At 46.2% G+C, this 23,414-nt stretch carries 13 protein-coding genes; 5 read left to right on the plus strand and 8 right to left on the minus strand.

Features of this window, described 5'->3' with window-relative positions; all coding sequences use genetic code 11:
* Positions 1-125: 125 nt before the first annotated feature.
* Positions 126-1,541 carry an FAD-dependent oxidoreductase gene (locus tag MHN00_RS05365; protein WP_014950544.1) on the minus strand — a complete coding sequence of 472 codons (1,416 nt, stop codon included), beginning with the start codon at positions 1,539-1,541 and terminating at the stop codon, positions 126-128.
* Positions 1,542-1,554: 13 nt separating this feature from the next.
* Positions 1,555-6,021, minus strand: a complete 4,467-nt coding sequence (gene gltB / locus MHN00_RS05370) for a glutamate synthase large subunit (RefSeq protein WP_075176848.1) — start codon at positions 6,019-6,021, stop codon at positions 1,555-1,557.
* 662 nt (positions 6,022-6,683) lie between these two features.
* Between gltB and MHN00_RS05375 the strand changes: the two genes are divergently transcribed.
* From MHN00_RS05375 to MHN00_RS05395, 5 genes are all read left to right on the plus strand, one after another.
* A complete protein-coding gene (locus tag MHN00_RS05375; RefSeq protein ID WP_239300558.1) occupies positions 6,684-7,619 on the plus strand; it encodes an N-acetylmuramoyl-L-alanine amidase in 936 nt (311 codons plus the stop codon).
* Between the two features lie 99 nt (positions 7,620-7,718).
* The gene (gene arcB / locus MHN00_RS05380; protein WP_014950541.1) at positions 7,719-10,073 is read left to right on the plus strand and encodes an aerobic respiration two-component sensor histidine kinase ArcB; all 2,355 of its coding nucleotides are present in this window, start codon (positions 7,719-7,721) and stop codon (positions 10,071-10,073) included.
* Positions 10,074-10,247: 174 nt separating this feature from the next.
* A complete protein-coding gene (locus tag MHN00_RS05385; RefSeq protein ID WP_061486464.1) occupies positions 10,248-10,802 on the plus strand; it encodes a PH domain-containing protein in 555 nt (184 codons plus the stop codon).
* Positions 10,802-12,508, plus strand: coding sequence for a PH domain-containing protein (locus MHN00_RS05390; protein ID WP_239300559.1), 1,707 nt, complete (start codon positions 10,802-10,804; stop codon positions 12,506-12,508). The genes MHN00_RS05385 and MHN00_RS05390 overlap by 1 nt, the downstream gene beginning before the upstream one ends.
* A gap of 101 nt (positions 12,509-12,609) precedes the next feature.
* Entirely contained in the window at positions 12,610-14,187 is a 1,578-nt protein-coding gene (locus MHN00_RS05395) for a sodium/solute symporter (RefSeq protein WP_239300560.1), read from the plus strand.
* A gap of 10 nt (positions 14,188-14,197) precedes the next feature.
* Here the strand turns inward: MHN00_RS05395 and MHN00_RS05400 are convergent, their stop codons facing one another.
* The 6 genes from MHN00_RS05400 to MHN00_RS05425 all read right to left on the minus strand — a co-directional run bounded on the left by MHN00_RS05400 (position 14,198) and on the right by MHN00_RS05425 (position 22,762).
* Positions 14,198-15,454 carry a response regulator gene (locus tag MHN00_RS05400; RefSeq protein WP_014950537.1) on the minus strand — a complete coding sequence of 419 codons (1,257 nt, stop codon included), beginning with the start codon at positions 15,452-15,454 and terminating at the stop codon, positions 14,198-14,200.
* Between the two features lie 121 nt (positions 15,455-15,575).
* Entirely contained in the window at positions 15,576-16,757 is a 1,182-nt protein-coding gene (gene prpF / locus MHN00_RS05405; protein WP_039218897.1) for a 2-methylaconitate cis-trans isomerase PrpF, read from the minus strand.
* A 407-nt stretch (positions 16,758-17,164) separates the two neighbouring features.
* The gene (acnD, locus tag MHN00_RS05410) at positions 17,165-19,756 is read right to left on the minus strand and encodes a Fe/S-dependent 2-methylisocitrate dehydratase AcnD (RefSeq protein ID WP_061095773.1); all 2,592 of its coding nucleotides are present in this window, start codon (positions 19,754-19,756) and stop codon (positions 17,165-17,167) included.
* A gap of 18 nt (positions 19,757-19,774) precedes the next feature.
* Complete coding sequence (gene prpC, locus MHN00_RS05415; protein WP_239258501.1) at positions 19,775-20,899, minus strand: 2-methylcitrate synthase; 1,125 nt, start codon at positions 20,897-20,899, stop codon at positions 19,775-19,777.
* Between the two features lie 259 nt (positions 20,900-21,158).
* Entirely contained in the window at positions 21,159-22,034 is an 876-nt protein-coding gene (gene prpB, locus MHN00_RS05420; RefSeq protein WP_014950533.1) for a methylisocitrate lyase, read from the minus strand.
* A 65-nt stretch (positions 22,035-22,099) separates the two neighbouring features.
* Positions 22,100-22,762 (minus strand): GntR family transcriptional regulator, encoded by a 663-nt coding sequence (locus MHN00_RS05425; protein WP_014977261.1) that lies wholly within the window; start codon positions 22,760-22,762, stop codon positions 22,100-22,102.
* Positions 22,763-23,414: the final 652 nt, after the last annotated feature.

Genomic DNA, 23,414 nt, shown 5'->3' on the forward strand with positions numbered 1-23,414 from the left:
GTCATCTCTTTATTCAATTATTCTATCTAATGTAAATCGTATCTCTTTCGTTTTAAATAAAAAAAGCTCGATAGCAGAACTATCGAGCTTTTCGTGAATGGACAATAGGCCTTAGTTAGCGAAGGTTAAACGCCAATATAGTCCATAATCCCTTCTGCGGCTTTACGGCCTTCGTCGATAGCAGTAACAACCAAGTCACTACCACGTACCATATCGCCACCGGCAAAGACTTGCGGGTGAGAGGTCTGGTAAGCAAATTTGCCAGCAGATGGCGCGCGTACGCGACCTTTTTCATCAAGCATAATGCCGAAGTCAGCAAACCATGGCGCAGGGCTGGGCTGGAAGCCGAAGGCGATAATTACCGCGTCTGCTTCTAGTACGTGCTCTGAACCTTCCACTTCAACAGGGCGGCGGCGACCATTGGCATCCGGTGGCCCCATTTCGGTTTTAACCAGCTTAACACCACATGCCTTACCGTTTTCATCTACTGCAATGTCTAGCGGCTGAAGATTGAATTTAAACTCAACCCCTTCTTCTTTCGCATTAACAACTTCGCGGCGAGAGCCTGGCATGCTTTCTTCGTCACGGCGGTATGCACAGGTAACTTGGGCAGCGCCTTGGCGAATTGACGTACGAACACAGTCCATCGTGGTATCACCACCACCTAGTACTACTACGCGCTTGCCTTTCATATCAATGTAATCAGCAGGATCTTTTTCAAGGCCCATTACGCGATTGGTGTTGGCGATAAGGAAAGGTAAGGCTTCGTGAACGCCTTCAACTTCTTCGTTATCGAAACCACCTTGCATCGACTTGTACGTACCCATGCCTAAGAAAACAGCATCGTATTTATCAAGCAAATCCTGGAACTGTATGTCTTTACCAATTTCAGTGTTAAGTACGAACTCAACACCCATCTCAGTAAAGATTTGGCGGCGTAGCTTGATCACGTCTTTCTCTAATTTAAAAGACGGGATACCAAATGTAAGTAGGCCACCAATTTCTTCGTATTTGTCGTAAACAACAGGTTTAACGCCGTTACGAACCAGAATATCAGCACATGCAAGACCAGCTGGGCCTGCACCTACAATCGCCACTTTCTTATCGGTCCATACCACGTCAGACATATCTGGGCGCCAGCCCATTTTGAATGCTGTATCGGTAATGTATTTTTCAATACTACCAATGGTCACTGCGCCAAAATCATCATTCAGCGTACATGCACCTTCGCACAGTCTGTCCTGTGGACATACGCGACCGCATACTTCCGGCAAACTGTTGGTTTTATGAGAGAGTTCCGCAGCTTCCAAAATACGGCCTTCGTTCGCCAGGCTTAACCATTGTGGAATATAGTTGTGTACAGGACACTTCCATTCACAGTATGGGTTACCGCAGTCCAAGCAGCGATCTGCTTGGCCTTCGGTTTGAGATTGGCTCAGCGGTTGATAAATTTCCGCGAACTCTTGTTTACGTACCATGATCGGCTTTTTCGGCGGATCGATACGTTCAACATCGACAAATTGATATACGTTCTTTGCCATAAACTAAATCCTCCTACTGAGCCTGAATGCGTAATTCAGCACTTGAACGACTGATGTGACCAAGCAAGTTTTTCACATCACTGGTTTTTGGCTTAATAAGCTTGAAGCGTTTCAGCGTTGCGGCGAAATCAGTAAGCAACGACAACGAGTGCTCGCTTCCTGTTTCTTCGTAATGCTGATTAATTAAGCCACGTAAGTGCTCAGCAAGAATCGCTTTATCTTCAATTGGCATTACATCGACCAGTTCGGCATTTACACGGTTATCAAGGTCGTCGCCATCATCCATAAGATAAGCAAAACCACCAGTCATACCTGCACCGAAGTTAACACCAACCGGACCAAGTACAGCCACAATACCGCCTGTCATATATTCACAGCCGTTATCGCCAATGCCTTCAACTACCGCAATAGCACCAGAGTTACGTACGCCAAAGCGCTCGCCAGCACGGCCAGCAGCAAACAGCTTACCGCCTGTTGCACCGTAAAGGCAGGTGTTACCCATAATGGCGCTGTCGTGGGCGTCGTAAGAGATATTGCGAGGTGGGTGAATAACAAGCTTACCGCCGGTCATCCCTTTACCTACATAATCATTGGCATCACCTTCAAGGTGCATATGCAGGCCGCCAGCGTTCCACACACCGAAGCTCTGACCCGCTGTACCGGTAAGTTCAACTTTGATAGGTGTATCTTCAAAGTCGTGGTTACCGTGGTGTTTAGCGATTTCACCTGATAGCAATGCGCCGACAGAGCGATCCGTATTGCGGATTGGGTATTTAAGGGTAATAGATTTACCTTCAACAACCGCTTGCTGGCCGTCTTTAAGCATCTGCGCGTTCAATTCACCTTTATCGATAGGTGCGTTGGTCGTTTGTGAGCAGAATAAGCGCGTATGGTCGCCTGCTTTAGGCTGCGCTAGCAACGGAGACAAATCTAAACGGTTTTGCTTAGCGGTAATGCCATCTAAAACTTTAAGTAGTTCTGTGCGACCAACAAGGTCGTCGAACTTAGCAATACCCATAGACGCCATGATTTCACGCACTTCTTGAGCAATAAACTTGAAGTAGTTCATTACCATATCAGGTAAGCCAATGAAGTGGTCGTCACGCAGTTTTTGATCCTGCGTTGCAACACCGGTCGCACAGTTGTTCAAGTGGCAAATACGTAGATATTTACAGCCTAAAGCCACCATTGGACCTGTACCAAAACCAAAGCTCTCAGCGCCTAAAATACCGGCTTTTACTACGTCTAAGCCTGTTTTCAAACCACCGTCGGTTTGAACGCGTACTTTGTGACGTAAGCCGTTTTCAATAAGCGCTTGCTGAGTTTCAGATAAACCAAGCTCAAATGGGCTACCCGCATACTTAACTGATGTTAGCGGGCTTGCACCTGTACCGCCGTCGTAACCTGAAACGGTGATAAGGTCGGCATAGGCTTTCGCTACACCTGTTGCAATGGTGCCAACACCCGGCTCAGATACTAGCTTAACGGATATAAGTGCCGTTGGATTAACCTGTTTCAAATCGAAAATTAGCTGTGCCAAATCTTCAATTGAGTAAATATCGTGGTGTGGAGGTGGTGAAATAAGGGTTACACCCGGCACAGAGAAACGTAGCTGTGCGATGTATTTATTTACCTTATCGCCGGGAAGCTGACCGCCTTCACCCGGTTTTGCACCCTGCGCCACTTTAATTTGAATAACGTTTGCGTTAACCAAATAGTGAGGCGTTACACCAAAGCGACCTGAAGCCACCTGCTTAATTTTAGAGTTCTTTTCAGTTCCAAAGCGAGAAGGGTGTTCGCCACCTTCCCCAGAGTTAGACTGACCGCCCAGGCGGTTCATGGCAATAGCTAGCGCTTCATGCGCTTCAGGGCTTAGTGCACCAATTGACATTGCCGCAGTATCAAAGCGTGGGAATAAGTTTTCCGGTGCTTCTACTTCGCTAATATCAATAGGGTCGCAATCAGGGTTTATTGCTAGCAAGTCGCGAATGTGCGCAGGCGCACGTTCGTTAACAAGCTTCGCATATTGCTGGTAGTCGTCGTAGTTACCAGACACCACAGCCTTTTGAAGCGTACTGACTACGTCTGGGTTATAGGCGTGATATTCGCCACCGTGCACGTATTTAAGCAAGCCGCCGTGATCGACAGATTTACGCTTAAGCCAAGCAATACGGTTTAGGTTGATAAGATCTTGCTGGAAATCATCGAAGCCCGCACCTTGAATGCGTGAGGTCACACCTTTAAAGCATAACTTCATCACTTCGTTGTTAATACCCACTGCTTCAAACAGTTTAGAGCTACGGTAGCTAGCAACAGTGCTAATACCCATTTTCGACATGATCTTGTACAAGCCTTTGTTGATACCCTTACGGTAGTTCAACGTGGCCTGCATAGGAGAAATATCTAGCTCGCCTTTTTCACAAAGCTGCTCAATAGTTTCATATGCTAGGAATGGGTAAACCGCAGTGGCACCTAAGCCAATCAACACCGCGAAATGGTGTGGATCGCGGGCACTTGCTGTCTCAACAACAACGTTAGCATCGCAGCGCAATGACTTTTCAACTAAGCGGCGTTGTACCGCACCAACTGCCATTGCAGCAGGGATAACCAAGCGATTTTGTTTAATGTTTCTGTCAGACAGAATAACGAATGCAGCACGCTTGTTTTTAACCAGCATTTCTACTTCGTTACAAACGCGCTCGATGGCTTTCTTCAAACCTTCTTGCGGCGCATACTGAAGCTCGACGACTTCTGAGTAGTAGTTGTCTGGGTTAAATTCGCGCAATTGTTTAAGGTCGGTATACATTAGTACTGGCGAGTCGAACAATACGCGGTCGGCGTAACCTGAGGTTTCGCTAAATACGTTTTGCTCGCGGCCAATACAGGTTGCCAACGACATAACGTGGTTTTCACGTAGCGGGTCGATTGGCGGGTTAGTTACCTGTGCAAATTGCTGACGGAAGTAGTCGTAAACCGTACGCTGACGAGATGACATAACCGCCATTGGCGTGTCATCACCCATAGAGCCAACGGCTTCTTGACCGTCTTTCGCAAGTACTTTTACAACTTGTTGAATTTCTTCATAGCTGTAGGCGTGTAGCTTGTGGTACACCGCCATGGCATCGTCGTCAAACACGCGTTTACCAATTAATGACGCATCAAGCTTTTCAATTGGTGTAAGTCGACGAATATGCTTATCTAGCCACTCTTTATAAGGGTGACGTGCTTTTAAGTCTTCATCAATTTCAGTAGAGCGCCAGATTTTGCCTGTGTATGTGTCTACAGCAAGCATTTCACCTGGGCCTACACGGCCTTTTTCAATTACGTCAGCTTGCTCGTAATCCCAGATACCTACTTCTGAGGCTAGGGTAATGAAACCGTTCTTAGTAATAACGTAACGAGCAGGACGTAGACCATTTCTATCAAGGTTACAGGCAACGTGGCGACCGTTAGTTAAAACGATACCCGCTGGGCCGTCCCATGGTTCCATGTGCATAGAGTTGAACTCGTAAAATGCACGAAGATCATCGTCCATGGTCTTGTTGTTTTGATAGGCGGGTGGAACAAGTAACCGCATAGCACGGAATAAATCCATACCGCCGGCTAAGAATAGCTCCAGCATGTTATCCAGCGAGGATGAGTCTGATCCTTCAGTATTAACGAAAGGGGCTGCATCTTTAAGATCTGGAATAAGTGGCGTTGCGAATTTAGCAGCACGTGCCATGGCCCAGTCGCGGTTTCCTTTAATGGTGTTAATCTCACCGTTGTGCGCAAGGAAGCGGAAAGGCTGAGCAAGCGGCCAGCGTGGTAGAGTATTTGTTGAAAAGCGTTGGTGGAAAACGCAAATTGCGCTTTGCATACGCTCATCGGCAAGGTCGTGATAAAAGGCGGGTAAATCTTTTGGCATTACCAAGCCTTTGTAGATCGTTACCAAGCCCGACAAACAAGCTACGTAAAAATCGGGATCTTTCTCAAGACGTTTTTCAGCGCGGCGGCGGATCATATACAAACGACGCTCAAGGTCGCGTTTTCTCCAGCCTGCTGGCGCGTTCACAAATACCTGTTCAATTTGTGGAACACCCGTTAGCGCTAATTCACCCAGTACTGAGTGGTCGACAGGCACTTCGCGCCAACCCACTACTGAAAGTGTTTCTTTTTCTAGTTCTTCATTAAGTACTTCACGCGCGGCTTGCGCAAGTACCGGGTCCTGACTTAAGAAAATCATGCCCACGCCGTATTTTTTGCTGAGTTTCCAGCCATTTTCTTCGGCGATTGCATGGAAGAACGCATCCGGTTTCTGTAGTAATAAACCACAGCCGTCACCGGTTTTCCCGTCGGCGGCGATACCGCCACGATGCTGCATACGGTCAAGACCGTGTATTGCAGTAGTTACCAATTCATGACTGGCTTCCCCATGAGTGTGAGCGATTAAGCCAAACCCACAGTTGTCCCGGGAATCATTGGGATTATATAAACTCATCTCTTAACTCCTTCAACCTTTTGACTGGGCAAGGTATGCGTTGCGTGTAGATGCGCCTAGGTTTGCGTATCACAACATTATTAGACGTCTTTTATGCCTGCGAGCGGTATTGCTCGCGGCGTGCGCCTTTCTTGTCGTTATTTTATTATTAGAGGATTCCAGTCGTTTCCGCATTTTTATGCATTATTGCGATGCGGGCCGTACAAAATACCCACATTAAAAACTAAAATCAAACGCTAAAAGTATAAGCTTTATAGTGAATTAGTATAAATATAATTAAATATATATTAATCAGCTGCTTACGTGTCGTCATTTATGTTTGTAACAAAAATGTTATCAGTATTGCAAAGTGAATAACTCACCCCTTATAAATGATATTACTTCTCATTTGCGTTTTATTAATGAATAAATATGCTTTGAAATTGATGTTTTATGTTGTCAATAGCGGTTTGCGGTGTATTTTTATTAATTTGTAAAGCTATGGTTCCACTAATATAAGTAGTTTGCTATATTGGTTGAAAATTAACCACAGGTAAGGCTCGTGGTGCGCTGAAGGATGTTGATAGAGAGCCCTGTGTGTGAATTGAGTGTACGCTTATGTGGAAGGCGAAGAATAAAAATTCACTGTGGTGGCGTGCTGTTAAGACAATAAGGATTATTGTATGAATACACTACATGCTTCACCACTGCCTTTATTTAGTATAGATGATCATATTCTAACTGGCGACAATATCACCTTCAGGCTTTCTCCTAACACATCTGGGCGTTTTCAATCTGGATCTCCCGATACTATTGTTATTCATTTTACCGCCGGTAGTAGCCTTTCATCTTCGGTGAATGTCTTGACCAATGCCGATAGCGGTGTGTCAGCTCACTTTGCCGTTGGACGCAATGGTGACATTGTTCAAATGCTTCCGACTAATAAAATAGCGTGGCACGCAGGAGAAAGTTATTACGAAGGGCGTAGTGGCTTGAATCAGTACTCTATCGGCATTGAATTAGACAATGCCGGCCAGCTTAAGGCTAGAGGAGACGGCACCTTTGAAAGTTGGTTTGGCGAAATTTTTGGCGAGAATGAAGTATTAGCTGCCCAGCACATTAACCAACAGTCTATGGGCTATTGGCACAAGTACACCGACATACAAATTGTTAGGACGCTATCGCTGTGTAAAGCGTTGTGTAGTCACTACAACATCTCTACTATCGTCGGGCACGAAGAAATAGCGCCGTCACGAAAGGTCGATCCTGGCCCCGCTTTTCCCCTTCAAAGACTCAAAGCCGCTGTTTTGCAAAGTGATAGTGAAAGGTGGGCAACTGAGTCAAGTGATTCGAATTCACAGCGAGAGGCGCATGATCAAATTCAGCGGGATCTCGCTAGCCCTGTAAAGCGGGTGGCCAATGTAAGTGCCAATTCGCTGAATGTGAGAAAAGGGCCAGATGTTTCGTACCCAACTGTCGAGAACGGTTTGAATAAGGGCGAAGTGCTAAAAATACTGGAAAAGCGAGGGGAGTGGGCGAAAGTGTCTTACACGAAGGTGGGATGGGTGAATACCAAATACATTAATGAAATTACTGAAAAGTCGCCTTTCAAATCCTAATTCTGAGCAGGGCCACAGAGTTATGCTTTGACAAACCGCATTCCCGAAAAGAGGAAAGCCTGATAGGATAACCGCAAAATAAGCTTAAATTAGACGTACATGCATTCAGATTCACCAAACGATTCTTGGGCAATTCGCTTTGCCCAATTTGTTCAGCGTTTTGGCACTCTAAAGCTCAGCATATTGTTTGTTGTTCTTTCGCTTGTGTTTACGCTAGGGGGCTCATACGTAATTCGCGTGAGCATGGGAAGCCAGGTTCAGCCCGATGACTTCATCAGTGCTGTAGTACTGACCATGTTATCTGCGCCTTGGGTACTTTATTTCTTTAGTGAGTTAATCAAGCAATTAGAAAACTCACGTACCAACTTAAAGGAAGTGGTAAGCCAGTTGGAAAGTTTGCGTGAAGAAGATGTCTTTCTTAACCGCGAACTTCAAAGCAACATCAGACAGCTTAATCACGAGATAGAGCAGCGCAAGCAAGCACAAGAAGAGCGTGAGGCGCTGTTTAAAGACTTAGAAAAAGAAATTCAGGATAAATCAGAACAAGAAGCACAAGCACGCCGCTTATCAACCTTGTTACGTTCAATCATCGATGCCTCACCAGACTTAATATATTACCGAAATGAAGAAGGCAGGTTTGCTGGTTGTAACCGTATAGCGGAGCTTATGACGGGCAAAACCGAGCAAGAGCTGCTTGGCTTAACGCCAAAAGACGTATATGAGGAAGAGCTTGCCCGCCAAATTGTAGCGAGTGATCACGAAGTTCTAGAAACCAACGCCAGTATCACAGAAGAGCTGTGGCTTCGCTTTGCTGATGGACGTCGTCGTTACTTCGAAATGAAGCGTGTACCTTTCTTCGATAAAGACGGTAATCGCCTTGGCTTGTTGTCGTTCGGTCGAGACATGACTGAGCGTAAGCAGGCTGAAAATGCTGCTGCAAAAGCAAGTACCGACAAAACTCGCTTTATCGCAACCATAAGTCATGAGCTACGCACACCGCTAAACGGTATTGTGGGCTTAAGCCGTATGCTGCGTGATACCGAGTTGAGTGAAGAACAATTTAACTGGGTAAGTACGATATACGCCAGCGCTATAACATTAGGTAATATTTTTAACGATATTATCGACCTTGATAAGTTAGACAGAGATAAGCTTGAGCTGAGTCTAAAAACCATATCGTTGAAAGACTTTACCGAAGAACTTAGCAGCATTATTCGTCTACTTGCAGCCGACAAACAGCTAGAGCTTAAAACGACAATTAACGAGCCGCTTCCCCGTCTTGTTGAAATAGATGGTACGCGCCTTCGTCAGATATTATGGAACATCCTGTTTAACGCAGTGAAGTTCACACAAAAAGGTCACGTAAGTTTAACGGTTTCATCGACGAAACCTGATGGTGATAAGGCGTATGTGACATTTGTGATTGAAGACACGGGCGTAGGTATTCCTGAAAGCGAAATTGATAAGATTTTTGCCATGTACTATCAGGTTGATCACCCTGACCACCAATCGGCCACAGGTACCGGTATTGGATTGGCAATTTGTAAGCAAATGGTCGACTTGATGAAAGGTGAAATTCACGTTTCAAGTAAAGTGGGTAAAGGCACCCGTTTTGAAATTGTGTTGCCTGTTCAAATTTCTAATAGCCCGATGAAAGTCGCGCAGCTTCAAGTGACAGGGCTCAATATCTTGTTAGTAGAAGATATTGAATTGAACGTAATGGTCGCTAAAGCCTTGCTCGAGAAGCTTGGCCAGAAAGTCGATGTAGCAATGACCGGTCAAGAAGCCATAGACAAAGTCAGGGAAAACCAATACGACCTTATCTTGCTTGATATTCAATTGCCTGACATGACAGGATTCGATGTGGCAAGTACGATTATTGAAGAAGATCTGGTTATGCAAACGCCTATCGTGGCGCTAACGGCAAACGTCATTAAAAAGCGTGATGAATACTTAGAAAACGGTATGGATGACGTTATTGCGAAGCCGATTAAAAAATCTCGCGTTATCGAGGTGTTTAACGAGCTGTTCCATGCACCACCTGCACCGCTTGAAATTGATGGCGAAGTAGAGCGCCCCGAACCTAACAAAACATTAAGTAACATTTTAGATATGGACTTGTTACAGATGTTAGTTGATACCATAGGGGATGAAATGGTGCGCGCTAGCGTTAAAGTATTCCAAGAAAAAATGCCTGAATACATGGAAATACTGCAGCTAAGCTTAAGTGCGGACGAAAAGTCAGAAGTGTGCTCACAGGCTCACAAAATTAAAGGCGCCGCTGGCTCTGTTGGTTTGGCTCGTGTACAGCGTATTGCTAATCAAATTCAACAGGGCGACCACCCTACATGGTGGGAGAACGTGCATGATTGGGTGGAAGAGCTACAAATGGCGGTTCAGCACGACATGAAGGCACTACACGATTGGCTGAATGAACAGCAGGTTGATGACTAGTTAGCATAACGCGCTCTTTAATAGGAAACGTAAAAAAGAGGGCTTGCCCTCTTTTTTGTTATAAAAACTGCGCTAGAGAAAGCGTTCAGAGCAGCGTTGCTAAGTAGCTAAGCCTCTCCTTAAAAAAAGCGGCAGGCTGATCTTATTTATACAGTGGTAAAAGGAATTAATGCGATGACAATTAGCGCACAACAAGAAACCGTGTTTTCAAATAATCAGCTCAGTGTTGAGGAAATTCCCTCACTTCAAACGCTCGCATTACTTCCTATATCCAAAAAGTACCGGACACTAAATATCCTCTCCATTGGATTGATAGCCTTAGTGCTAATCGGTATTGCTTCTGCGTTACGATTCCAAAGCTTTTGGTCATTGCCAGAAGGACTGCTGCAAGCCTACCCGTATGTTGTTGCTGGTATCGTCGCTGTAGGCTCTCTATGGGCGCTGTACCACTTTTTTGCTGATGTACGCATATTTTATGCGATTCGAGAGCAAGACATCAGTAAGCAGTCAGGGCTAATTTTTAGAAAACTTTCGTGCCAACCTATTTTGCGTGTTCAGCATGTAGAGGTTAATCGCGGTCCATTGGACAGGTGGGCGGGTCTTGCCTCACTTCAGGTGTTTTCGGCTGGTGGTGAAATGCACACGTTTGAGATACCTGGGTTAAGCATTGAAAGGGCAGAGCAGTTGCGTGAGTTCATTCTTGCTCATAAAGATATAGGTGCACGCTAATGACGGTATCAGAAACGCCCTCACACCAAGCGCCTACACTTAATCAGTCAAAAGAGCTGAAAGAAGATACTGCGCTCAAGTCCCATGGGCAAGATGCTAATATGGAAGAACCGAAACTTAAAGTAGAAACGGGTGATGAGTGGCAGCGCCTCTCTCTAATTTCTATTTTGTACTTTACTATTCGCAATTTTACCAACTCGGCTCAAGTGCTTATTTATACCATTCCCGCCTTAGCCATATCGTTCAATATTTGGGATAACCTGCTGTCGCCTGAAGTACTAATCGGTGCTGGAATCCTCTTTCTATCTACCAGTGTCAGCGGCGTAATAAGCTTTTTAATGTACAAGTTTCGCGTGCACAACCAGCACGTTGAGATTCATCATGGCGTGTTTCAACGCCGCTATACCAACTTGCCCTTGTGGCGTATTCAAAACGTTAAGATAGAACGCCCTTTTTATTACCGACCTTTTGGGTACGCGCTAGTGGTGCTTGATACCGCAGGAAGTGGGAAAGAAGAAGCTAAAATTGTAGCGGTTCCTGAAGATTATGCTGAAGCGCTAAAAAAGCAGGTGTTGTATGAAAAAGCGCTGCACGATGAGGGTGACCTGGATTGTTTGCCAAATGAAGATTTATCCGACGAGCAGACTTCGTCTTTTCCCACGCCACGACCACGCGCTAAAGCGGTAGATTCTTCCCATTCAAATGAAGAAGTATTAAATCGACGGTCCGTGAAAGACATTATTATTCACGGCATCACCAACAATCGCGTGTGGATCATACTGGGTGCTGCGGCGCCTTTCTATGACGATGTGTTCGGTCTGGTTTCAGAGTGGTTAGCCGATAAAGGCTTGCAGCTTAATCAGCTGGTTGGTGAACAAACGGTTGCGTGGTGGCAATTTGGATTGTATGCCTTTGTCATTCTCATGATGCTTATGGCGTTAGTGGCACTGCTGAGTGTTGGTGGCGCGCTTTTCACTTTTTACGGCTACACACTTTCACGAACAGGTGATCGCTATATCCGTCGCAGCGGCTTGCTTAATAAACTGGAAGTCAGCATGCGAGCTTCACGCATCCAAATGATTACGGCGAAGCAAGACTGGCTGGATAAAATACTAAAGCGGGTGAATTTGTATTTTGAGCAGAACTCAACGGCTGGGCAGCAAATGCAAGAACTGATGTCGCCAAATAAGCTTATTGTGCCATCGGTAACCGAAGATGAAGCCTTCGCGCTTAGTCAAGAAGTAATGCCTGAATGCGACTTGCGAGGCCAAGAATATCATCCCATTAGCAAGCGATTCATTACTTTTTGGTTGTTTGCGGGTTGGACATTGCCATTGGCGATCTTTTTCACCATAGGCGCTGTGTCGTCCCATCTAGATATTATGCTAGGTTCACTCGTTGTCTTTAGTGCGGTATCGCTGTTACTCACGCTTAGGTGGTGGCGATGGGGTATAGCCTACGACAGTAAGTACGTTTATATAAGGCGAGGTAGAATAGGCATCGACTATCAATGCTTTGAGCCTTATAAAGCGCAGCAAGTTATCGTTAAGCAAAGCGTGTTTATGAAGCGAAGAAAACAGGCCACCGTTAAGTTTGTAATGGCTTCGGGGGCGGTGACTGTGCCGTTTCTACCAGAAGACTACGTTAATAAACTAGCAGATAGTGTGCTATTCGAGGTGGAGTCAACCAGAAGGTCTTGGATGTAACGTACACTATTTCTATGAACGCTGCTTTTTTATACGTTTTTTATGCAAATAGACCGAGTTTATGTAATGGTAGGTATTTAGTTGCTTAACCTTGCGTCTATATGGATATTCTTGATTACAGTGTCATCGCGATTTACCTCATCACTTTACTCGTCATCGGCTTTAGCTTGCGTGGACAGCAGTCAAAGAAAGATTATTTTCTAGCTGGAAGAAGCTTAAGTTGGAAACCGCTGTTACTTTCAGTGATGGCGACGCAACTCTCGGCGGTCAGTTTCATTTCCGCTCCTGCATTTGTCGGCTTCCGTGAGGGTGGAGGGCTGATTTGGCTCTCTTATGAACTAGCAGTTCCGTTAGCCATGCTTTTACTCATTAGCACCGTGTTGCCTACATTATACCGAAGCGGTGTGGTGAGTATTTATGACTATCTTGAGCGACGTTTCTCTACCTCTACCCGTATTTGTATCAGTGTTGTATTTCAATTTAGCAGGGCCTTCGCTACCGGCATAATGGTTTACGCGCTATCCATTATATTGCAAGGAACCATGCAGGTTTCATCCACGCAGGCAATATTACTCATTGGTGTGATTACCGTTTTGTACTCCTTACAAGGAGGCATGAAAGCAGTTGTATATGGTGACGCGGTACAAATGGTTGTCATCGTTTTGGGCACAGCTATCTGCATTGCTTTTGGTCTTAACGCATTAGGCGGTTGGGAGCACTTTTTACAGTTACTTCCAAGCGAGCGGGTCTCTACCCTTAATTTTTCATCTCTGGGTTTTGATGGTGACGGCTTCGGCTTTTTTCCTATGGTGCTAGGTGGCGTGATCCTTTACGCCTCATACTACGGTTGTGATCAATCAGAAGCACAGAGGGCATTGTCAGCGAAATCGGAAAGCGATCTTAAAAAGATGATGTTAGCCAATGGCATTTTTAGGTTCCCTATAACACTTCTATATTGTTTAGCAGGCTTGGTGGTCGGCACACTAGCGTTTAACGACACCAACTTGCTATCGCAAATTCCTAAAGATAATCCGGACTGGCTTATGCCGGTCTTTATTCTTAATTATTTACCTCATGGGCTTATCGGCTTGCTTGTGGTCGCTATTCTTGCGGCAGCCATGTCATCACTGAGCTCAGCAATAAACTCTCTTGCCGCTGTTTCGCTTGAAGATTATTTCAAACTCACTCGGAAACGCGCAAAACCTGAAGGCTACCTGAATCATGCTAAGTTTGCGGGCTTGCTTTGGGGAGGGATTATTTTGCTGCTTTCGCTCAATGCTGGCGATATAGCGCCTACCGTAATAGAAGCGGTGAACAAAGTGGGCTCTGTTTTTTTTGGTCCTGTCTTGGCTGTGTTTCTACTTGGCATGCTAACGAAGAAGATAAATGCCACACAGGTCAATACCGGCCTGATGTGTGGCGTGCTGACTAATTTGTCGTTCGCATTTTTTGTCGAGGACGTGTTTTGGTTTTGGTGGAATGTAACGGGGTTCGCGAGCACAGTGATACCCGCTATTATCTTGTCTGTTTTGTCAGCTAATGATGAAAACGATACAGCGACGATCACCACCTCTGGTCAACGACGCTTACTGATTGATAAGCCGATTGCCACCCTATTGCTTGGCTATTTTTGCTTATTGGTCGTGGTTTGCTACTTAATGCCGCGTTGGCTGCAGTAGACTCAGTGATTTAGGCCTCTACTGTTTTGGCGACTGAGTCTCTCAGAATAATCTGATCTTTGCCCGCGTGCTTAGCTTCGTATAAGCGCGCATCAGCCACTTCTAACTGCGACTCCAAGCACTTGTGTTCCTCGGTACATACGCCGATACTGCACGTGATATTGAACTTGTGATTGGTAAAAATAGTAGAGCGCACTGCATCCATAAACGCTGAAAGCGCAGATAGATACACTTTAGGCGGCCTTACTGATACCACCGTAAATTCTTCACCCCCATAGCGCACAATAAGATCGTCGGGGAAGTAATCTTTTAACAATGCTGCAAATTCCTGCAATAACATGTCACCCGTTTTATGGCCGTAGGTATCGTTTACACTTTTGAAGTTGTCAGCATCGATCATAGACACAATGACATCCTTTCTCGACGCTTTATTGGCAAATAACTCCTCTGCTTTTTCGTAGAGAAAACGGCGATTGTATACCTTGGTTAGCGGGTCTAAGTTTGCTGAATTTCTAATGGTTTGAATCATTTCTTGTGATTCAAGGTTTTGCATAATTCTGCAGTAGAATTCTTCGTGATAAAACGGTTTGGACAGGAAGTCATTGGCGCCGCTTTTAATGAATTTCGAGGTCAACACGCTATCGCCGTTTGCCGATAAACCGATAAATACCAAGTCTTGCATGCGTTTTTCGTGGCGTATTGCTTTAACCAGTTCATAGCCGTCCATGTTGGGCATACGGTGATCGGCAATAACCATTTTAATATCGCGGTGATTATCAAGCTCTTCCAACGCTTCTAAGCCATCGTTCGCTTCATGTACCTGAAATTGGAATTTGCGAAGTAATGAGCAAATGTGATTTCGGCTCGTTCTAGAATCTTCCACTACCAATACTTTGGTAGTGAGGTTCTTTCTTAAGCGGTCTACAAGTTTAGACACTTGAAGGTATGAATAGCGAGACTCTTTTGTGATGTAATCCAGTACGCCCTGATCGAGTAACTGAGCACGGGTAAATTCGTCGAAATTCCCAGTAAGTACGATTGTTGGAACGTTGTAGGAAAGTGCAAGCTCAACGCTCTCGCCGTTGGGCGCGTCGGGAAGGTTTAAGTCGACGATGGCTGCCAAGTATTCGGTGTCACTCTCGAGGGCACTTTTAGCTTCCGCAAGATCTTCGCACAGATCACACGTAAAGTGAGGATTATCCTCAATAAGTTTGTTTACAATCTTTCGGACAGTGAGACTGTCTTCTACTACAAGAACTTTATACATGTGATCTACTCTCGGCACTTAGGCTTCGATAATAACCAATTATAGACAAAAAAGCCCTCAAAGAGAGGGCGTTTTATACTTATGTCTAAATAATTTTATTCTTATATAACATTGCGTTGTACTAACTTTGTTCAGCGGGAACACGCACGGAGCCTTCCATCAAAATACGTGCGCTTCTGCTCATTACAGCTTGCTTAATTTGCCACTTGTCGTCTTCAAACGTAGCTCTTGCTCCTACTCTAAGCGTTCCAGATGGATGCCCAAAAGTAACCGAGTCTCTTTCGTCGCCGCCAGCTGCGATATTTACAAGAGTGCCGGGTATCGCCGCAGCCGCTGCGATCGCGACTGCTGCCGTGCCCATCATAGCATGATGAAGTTTCCCCATAGACAGTGCGCGAACCAATACATCAATGTCCGAACCCAAAATATCTTTGCCACTGGAAGCTTGGTAACCTCTTGGAGGTGCAACGAACGCGACTTTTGGTGTGTGCTGCCTGTTTGCAGCTTCACCCACATCATTGATGAGCCCCATCTGAACCGCGCCGTGTGCACGAATTGCTTCGAACTTGGACAGCGCCTCGGAGTCGCTGTTTATATCATCCTGCAGTTCAGTGCCTGTGTAGCCAATATCTTCTGCGTTGATGAAAATAGTTGGAATACCCGCGTTTATCATGGTCGCCTGAAGTGAGCCTACGCCTGGGACTTCAAGTGTGTCGACTAATCGTCCTGTCGGGAAGATTGCCCCTTCACCGTCAGCTGGGTCAACAAAGGCTACTTCTACTTCTGCGGCAGGGAAGGTGACACCGTCTAGTTCAAAATCGCCAGTTTCCTGTACTTCCCCGTTAGTCATTGGCACCTTAGCGATAATGGCTTTGTTGATATTGGCTTGCCAAATGTTGACGGTGGCAATGCCGTTTTCTGGTATTTTACTTCTATCCACTAGCCCATTGGTTATCGCAAATGCGCCTACGGCTGCCGTTAGGTTTCCGCAGTTTCCACTCCAGTCTACGAATGGCTTGTCTATGGCTACTTGACCAAATAGGTAGTCGACATCGTAACCTTCACGTTCACTTTTGCTTAAGATAACGGTTTTGCTGGTACTTGATGTAGCACCGCCCATACCGTCGGTTTGTTTACCGTAAGGATCGGGGCTGCCAATTACGCGCAGAAGCAGGGCATCGCGCGCCGGACCTGGCTTTTGCGCGGCTTCTGGCAAATCGGTTAAATTGAAAAACACACCCTTACTGGTACCGCCACGCATGTAGGTAGCCGGTACTCGAAGTTGTGGCGCATACTTTGTCATGTTTTTTCCTTTCGTCGGTATGAGTGCGTTGAGGCACAGTTGAAACACGCCGCAAATACATCCTTGTAGGCTCTCGGGGCGCGTCCATGCGCCCCGAAGGTTTCAACCGTGCCTCAACGCACTCTTAAACTAAAAACCATTTTATCTGGAGAGAAGTAAGGTTGTTCGTGATTTGAAACACGCTGTGAACACATCCATGTGCGCTCCCCAGCCGCATCCTTGCGGCTGGAGGGTTTCAAATCACAAACAGCTTCCAAACAAACTAGCTGATACTAGCTACGAAGGAGGTGGATTAGTTTCAGGGCCTTCAACTCGCAAGTATGCGAGTTGGGAGCCTATAGGGACGTATTCACGGCGTGCCCTGTAACTGATTCACCTCCTCCCACTGAAAGGTCTTCCTATCACAATCAGCTAGCTTCAGCTTCTAAGAAGTCCTTGGCGAAGCGCTGTAATACCCCGCCTGCGCTGTAAATAGAGACTTCTTCTGCTGTGTCTAAGCGACAGGTTACCGGTACTTCTAATTGCTCGCCGTTTTGACGGTTCACTACCAGTGTTAGCGTTGCACCTGGTGACGGTTCGCCGCTTACGTCGTACGTTTCTGTGCCATCTAGCTCAAGGGTTTTACGCGTAGTGCCCGGCTTAAACTCAAGGGGTAATACGCCCATACCAATAAGATTAGTACGGTGAATACGTTCGAAACCTTCAGCCACAATGACTTCAACACCGGCAAGACGTACGCCTTTAGCTGCCCAGTCACGTGACGAGCCCTGACCGTAGTCAGCGCCGGCTACAATAATCAGCGGCTGTCTGCGGTTCATGTAGGTTTCAATAGCTTCCCACATGCGCATAACTTGTCCTTCTGGCTCAACGCGCGCCAGTGAACCTTGCTTCACTTCACCGTTTTCAAGCACCATCTCGTTGAACACTTTCGGGTTTGCAAGGGTAGCGCGCTGTGCGGTTAAGTGGTCACCACGGTGTGTGGCATACGAGTTAAAGTCTTCTTCCGGTAAGCCCATTTTATGCAGGTATTCACCTGCGGCACTGCTGGCTAAAATAGCATTAGACGGCGATAAGTGATCGGTGGTGATGTTGTCACCCAAAATAGCAAGCGGACGCATACCTTTCATGGTGCGCTCGGCATCCATCGCGCCTTCCCAATAGGGTGGGCGGCGAATATAGGTGCTCATTTCACGCCAGTCATAAAGCGGGTTAATGTCTTTTCCGTAGTCAACGCTAAGGTCGAACATTGGCTCGTACACTTTTCTGAAGTGCTCTGGCTTCACCGATTTCGCTACAATAGCGTCAATTTCTTCGTCGCTTGGCCAAATGTCTTTAAGCGTTACTGGGTTGCCTTCTTTGTCGGTGCCCAATACGTCTTTTTCAATATCAAAGCGCACGGTACCGGCGATGGCGTAAGCTACAACCAGTGGTGGCGATGCTAAGAATGCTTGTTTTGCGTAAGGGTGAATACGGCCGTCGAAGTTACGGTTACCCGACAATACTGCTGTTGAGTAAAGATCGCGGTCGATGATCTCTTGCTGAATTTTAGGGTCTAGCGCGCCGCTCATACCGTTACAGGTAGTACACGCAAAGGCAACCACGCCAAAGCCTAAATCTTCCAGCTCGCTCATCAGGTTAGCTTCTTCAAGATACAGCTTAACGGCCTTAGAGCCTGGTGCTAGTGAGCTCTTAACCCACGGCTTACGGGTTAAACCGCGCGCGTTGGCATTTCGAGCAAGTAAGCCTGCAGCAATTACATTGCGTGGGTTAGATGTATTGGTACAACTTGTGATAGCCGCGATAATAACCGCGCCATCAGGCATTTTGCCTTCCTCCTCGGTCCACTTCGCTGCTATACCGCGACTTTCTAAATCGCTGGTAGGTAAACGTGCGTGTGGGTTAGAAGGGCCAGCCATGTTACGGCCAACAGCAGAAAGGTCGAACGTAAGCACCCGCTCATACTCGGCAGTTTCTAAATCATCAGCCCATAAACCTGTGTGCTTAGCATATTGCTCAACTAGCGCAATTTGCTTTTCCTCACGTCCTGTTAGGCGTAAGTAATCAATAGTTTGCTGGTCAATGTAGAACATGGCTGCAGTGGCGCCGTATTCCGGTGTCATGTTCGAAATGGTTGCGCGGTCGCCAAGCGTCAGGTGCGACGCTCCTTCGCCGTAAAATTCCAAATACGCAGATACTACGCGCTCTTTACGTAAGAACTCAGTTAGTGCTAGTACGATGTCGGTCGCAGTAATGCCTGGCTGTGGTTTACCCGTTAGCTCAACACCTACAATGTCTGGCAGACGCATGTAAGATGCACGGCCCAGCATAACGCTTTCCGCTTCAAGGCCGCCAACGCCTACTGCAATTACACCAAGTGCATCAACGTGCGGTGTGTGGCTGTCGGTGCCTACTAACGTGTCAGGGAAGGCTACGCCATCGCGAGCTTGAATAACCGGCGACATACGCTCTAAGTTAATTTGGTGCATAATGCCGTTACCCGGGGGGATAACATCCACGTTCTTAAATGCCGTTTTTGTCCAGTTGATAAAGTGGAAACGGTCGTCGTTACGTCTGTCTTCAATTGCACGGTTTTTTTCAAACGCGTCTTTCTCAAAACCAGCATGCTCTACAGCTAATGAGTGATCCACAATCAACTGTGTTGGAACTACTGGGTTAACCTTCGCCGGATCGCCGCCTTTTGCGGCAATAGCATCGCGAAGCCCCGCTAAGTCTACCAGTGCCGTTTGACCCAAAATGTCATGACACACTACGCGAGCAGGAAACCACGGAAAGTCCAAGTCGCGCTTGCGATAAATAAGCTGTTTAAGTGAGTCGGTAAGCATTTCAGGGGCGCATTTGCGCACCAAGTTCTCAGCCAGTACACGTGAGGTGTAAGGCAGCTTGGCGTAGGCGCCAGGCTCAATAGCATCTACCGCTTCACGGGTATCGAAAAAATCGATACCCGCGTTAGGAAGCGGTTTACGGTAATCAATATTCATAAAACCCCAACCTTAATCTTAAGCGCGTTCGCTAATAGCTGGCACTGGGCGTAGTTCTTCGCCGGTATATTCTGCTGACGGACGAATAATACGGTTGTCAGCGCGCTGTTCCATAACGTGTGCCGCCCAACCAGTTAGACGAGACATTACGAAGATTGGCGTAAATAGCGGTGTAGGAATACCCATGAAGTTATACGCAGAGGCGTGGAAGAAATCGGCGTTACAGAAAAGCTTCTTCTCGCGCCACATCACTTCTTCACAGCGAACAGACACAGGGTAAAGTACGTCGTCGCCCACATCGGCAGCGAGTTTTTCAGACCATTGCTTAATGATCTCATTACGCGGGTCAGAGTCTGAGTAAATAGCATGGCCAAAGCCCATGATCTTTTCTTTGCGCTCAAGCATGCCCATCATTTTTTCTTCTGCGTCATCAGCAGAGGTAAAGCCCTCGATCATTTCCATGGCGGCTTCGTTAGCACCACCGTGAAGCGGGCCGCGAAGTGAGCCGATAGCACCCGTTACACAAGAATGCATATCAGATAAGGTTGAAGCGCAAACACGTGCAGTGAAGGTAGACGCGTTAAATTCATGCTCTGCATAAAGAATTAACGATACATGCATAACCTGTTCATGAAGTTCACGTGGCTTTTCGCCATGAAGCATATGAAGGAAGTGACCTCCAATTGAGTCGTCATCGGTTTCAACGTCTACGCGCACGCCGTCGTGCGAGAAGCGGTACCAGTAACAAATGATACTTGGGAAGCAAGCTAACATGCGATCCGTAACATCTTGTTGCTGGTCGAAGCTGGTTTCCATTTCAAGGTTACCTAGCATTGAACAGCCCGTGCGAAGTACGTCCATTGGGTGGGCATTTTTTGGAATGCGCTCTAGCACTTCTTTAAGTGCTGATGGAAGGCCGCGCATGCCGCGAAGTTTTGTTTTATAAGCGTCTAGCTCAGACTGATTAGGTAGCTTGCCCTTAAGAATAAGATACGCCACTTCTTCAAATTGACAGTTTTGCGCTAAGTCTTTTACGTCGTAGCCACGATACGTTAAACCAGAACCTGATTTACCTACGGTTGATAATGCTGTTTTACCTGCAACTTGGCCGCGTAAACCCGCGCCACTTAACTGTTTAGCCATCTTGTTGTCTCCGGTCTTGTAAAATTTGTAAGGTACTTTTTTTAAAATTTAGAAATAAAAACTATATTGAACTCATCAGGCGAGTGGAGTGCGAGGCACCGAGAGAGTGGGGGCGGTGCACAGGGCGTTACCCCTTTGAGGCATGGATGCCGAAACGGAGCCCCCATGGATGGGTTCACGGCGTGGTAACGCGCTGTGTACCGTTTCAACTTCAATGGTGCCTCGCACCTCACTCGCTTCCTGCTGTTTCGTATTCGTGTTAGTTTTTACCTTCTGCGAATAGAGCATCTAGTTTTTGCTCGTACTCGTGGTAGCCAAGATAATCGTACAGTTCCATGCGTGTCTGCATGCTGTCGACAACGGCTTTTTGGTCGCCGTTTTCAAGTATAGATTTGTAAACCATTTCTGCTGCTTTATTCATCGCACGGAATGCACTTAGTGGGTAAAGCACCATGTCGGCACCCCATTCACCAAGCTCTTCTTTATTCCATAGTTCGGTTTTGCCGAACTCAGTGATATTGGCAAGGATCGGAACGTCTAGCGCTTCAGCAAATGCACGGTAATGTTCTTCGGTTTGCACTGCTTCGGCGAATATGCCGTCAGCTCCCGCTGCAACATAGGCTTTTGCACGTTCAATGGCTTTGTCTAAACCTTCTTGTGCGAACGCGTCGGTGCGCGCCATAATGAAAAAGTCTGGGTCAGTTCTGGCGTCAACTGCAGCTTTTATGCGGTCTACCATTTCTTCTGTGCTAACAATTTCTTTGTTAGGACGGTGACCACAGCGCTTTTGCGCAACCTGGTCTTCCATATGAACTGCCGCCGCGCCTGCTTTTTCCATGTCGCGAATAGTTTTGGCAATGTTAAATGCGCCGCCCCAACCGGTGTCGATGTCTACCATGAGCGGAAGATCGCACGCGCTGGTAATGCGCTGAACGTCTGCAATCACATCATTAAGTGACGTCATGCCTAAGTCCGGTAGGCCGTAAGACGCATTCGCTACGCCGCCACCTGATAGATAAATCGCTTGGTGCCCAATAGCCTTTGCCATCATTGCAGTATAGGCGTTAATGGTGCCGACAATTTGTAGCGGTTTGTTGTTCTCTAATGCGGTTCTGAATTTCTTTCCTGCACTCATGATAATCACTCGCTTATTTGAAAGTAGGGTAGAGGTGAATTAGGTATGAAGAAGACTGAGTGGTGTTAACCATGATTAAGCTTCTTCTCAATATTATTTTTTGAATAAAGAATATGGCGACGCATTAGCATTTCAGCCAGTTCCTCGTCGCGATTGGCAATAGCGTTAACGATGTGTCTGTGTTCATCAAACGCGGTACTTACGCGAGGGCCAGCCATACCGAGCTGTACGCGATACATACGAACAAGATGGTAAAGCCCGTCTACAAGTACGCTGATGAGATGATCGTTTTTACTGCCGGTTACAATTCTGTAGTGAAAGTCTACATCGCCGGCTTCTTGATAATAGCTTTGACCGTCTTTTACTTTATCGAAGTGGCTATCAAGCAACGCCTGCATGTCGGCAATTTCTTCATCGCTCATGTAGCGTGCAGCCAAGCGGGCGGCCATACCCTCTAATGCTTCGCGCACTTGGTATAGCTGAATAAGGCCTTCGGGGGACAGTGCAACCACACGGGCACCCACGTTAGCTTTACGTTCCACCAAGTGACAGGTAGCGAGACGATTGATGGCTTCACGAATAACGGCGCGACTGACTTCATACTTTGTCGACAATTCCATTTCACTCAGCTTACTGCCTGCTGGAATGATACCCTCAACAATATCCTTTCTTAATTGAAAGAAAGTGCGGTCGGCATTGGTGATGGCTTGTTCGCTTTTTACTAACACTGTATAGAATCTTAAAATGACTAATGTCGACAATATATGCCCATTTTGGCGTTTTTTCAACCTTAAAAGGTTTGGATTGTCGACAACGAGAGTAAGATATTAGTCTGATAGTCTTGTTTAGAGGCCTGTGTTGACAGTTGTGCAATGGTTTAATGCGATACGCAAACAGAGCCATGTGTCAGCTTACGTCTATTAAGCGAACCTTGCGCAACCATATTGATAGCTACTGCCCGGATGGAGGAGGGAATTTGGTAACGAAAGTTACATACAGAGGTTCTGAGCTAAAGAATGATTCAAGCCAATGGTGATTTGTTTAAAGTTTGTCCATTTGGTCTAGGTCTTCTTTACTTTATTCGCTTAGGTGTTGTGAAGAGATAGAGTAAATTATCTTTATGGTATCTAATTGTTTTTATGGGATTTATACATGCTTTTTGTTTGATGCTTAACCTAACCAATTAGTCTAATTTTGAAGTCTTATTTTAGTAAAAGTGTAACATTTTACTTTGCAAGATCGTAATCTAACGGTAACATATCGTTCCAGTCTTCAAGCCTAAATTCTTCGTACTGAATTTTAGAGGGCTGGAAAAGTAAGTTCTACTTTTAAAGCAGAGTTTCATTGAAAGTAAGTTTGTAATGTTTTATTGCGACTTAC

Source organism: Alteromonas sp. Cnat2-8, assembly GCF_022348355.1.
Lineage (GTDB): Bacteria > Pseudomonadota > Gammaproteobacteria > Enterobacterales > Alteromonadaceae > Alteromonas > Alteromonas macleodii.

Bases quoted from the DNA above. Each gene is read 5' to 3' on its own strand.
- MHN00_RS05390 (WP_239300559.1), top strand. From the start codon at position 10,802: ATGACGGTATCAGAAACGCCCTCACACCAAGCGCCTACACTTAATCAG.
- prpF (WP_039218897.1), bottom strand. From the start codon at position 16,757: ATGACAAAGTATGCGCCACAACTTCGAGTACCGGCTACCTACATGCGT.
- gltB (WP_075176848.1), bottom strand. From the start codon at position 6,021: ATGAGTTTATATAATCCCAATGATTCCCGGGACAACTGTGGGTTTGGC.
- MHN00_RS05375 (WP_239300558.1), top strand. From the start codon at position 6,684: ATGAATACACTACATGCTTCACCACTGCCTTTATTTAGTATAGATGAT.
- MHN00_RS05365 (WP_014950544.1), bottom strand. From the start codon at position 1,541: ATGGCAAAGAACGTATATCAATTTGTCGATGTTGAACGTATCGATCCG.
- MHN00_RS05385 (WP_061486464.1), top strand. From the start codon at position 10,248: ATGACAATTAGCGCACAACAAGAAACCGTGTTTTCAAATAATCAGCTC.
- prpB (WP_014950533.1), bottom strand. From the start codon at position 22,034: ATGAGTGCAGGAAAGAAATTCAGAACCGCATTAGAGAACAACAAACCG.
- prpC (WP_239258501.1), bottom strand. From the start codon at position 20,899: ATGGCTAAACAGTTAAGTGGCGCGGGTTTACGCGGCCAAGTTGCAGGT.
- MHN00_RS05395 (WP_239300560.1), top strand. From the start codon at position 12,610: ATGGATATTCTTGATTACAGTGTCATCGCGATTTACCTCATCACTTTA.
- acnD (WP_061095773.1), bottom strand. From the start codon at position 19,756: ATGAATATTGATTACCGTAAACCGCTTCCTAACGCGGGTATCGATTTT.
- arcB (WP_014950541.1), top strand. From the start codon at position 7,719: ATGCATTCAGATTCACCAAACGATTCTTGGGCAATTCGCTTTGCCCAA.
- MHN00_RS05400 (WP_014950537.1), bottom strand. From the start codon at position 15,454: ATGTATAAAGTTCTTGTAGTAGAAGACAGTCTCACTGTCCGAAAGATT.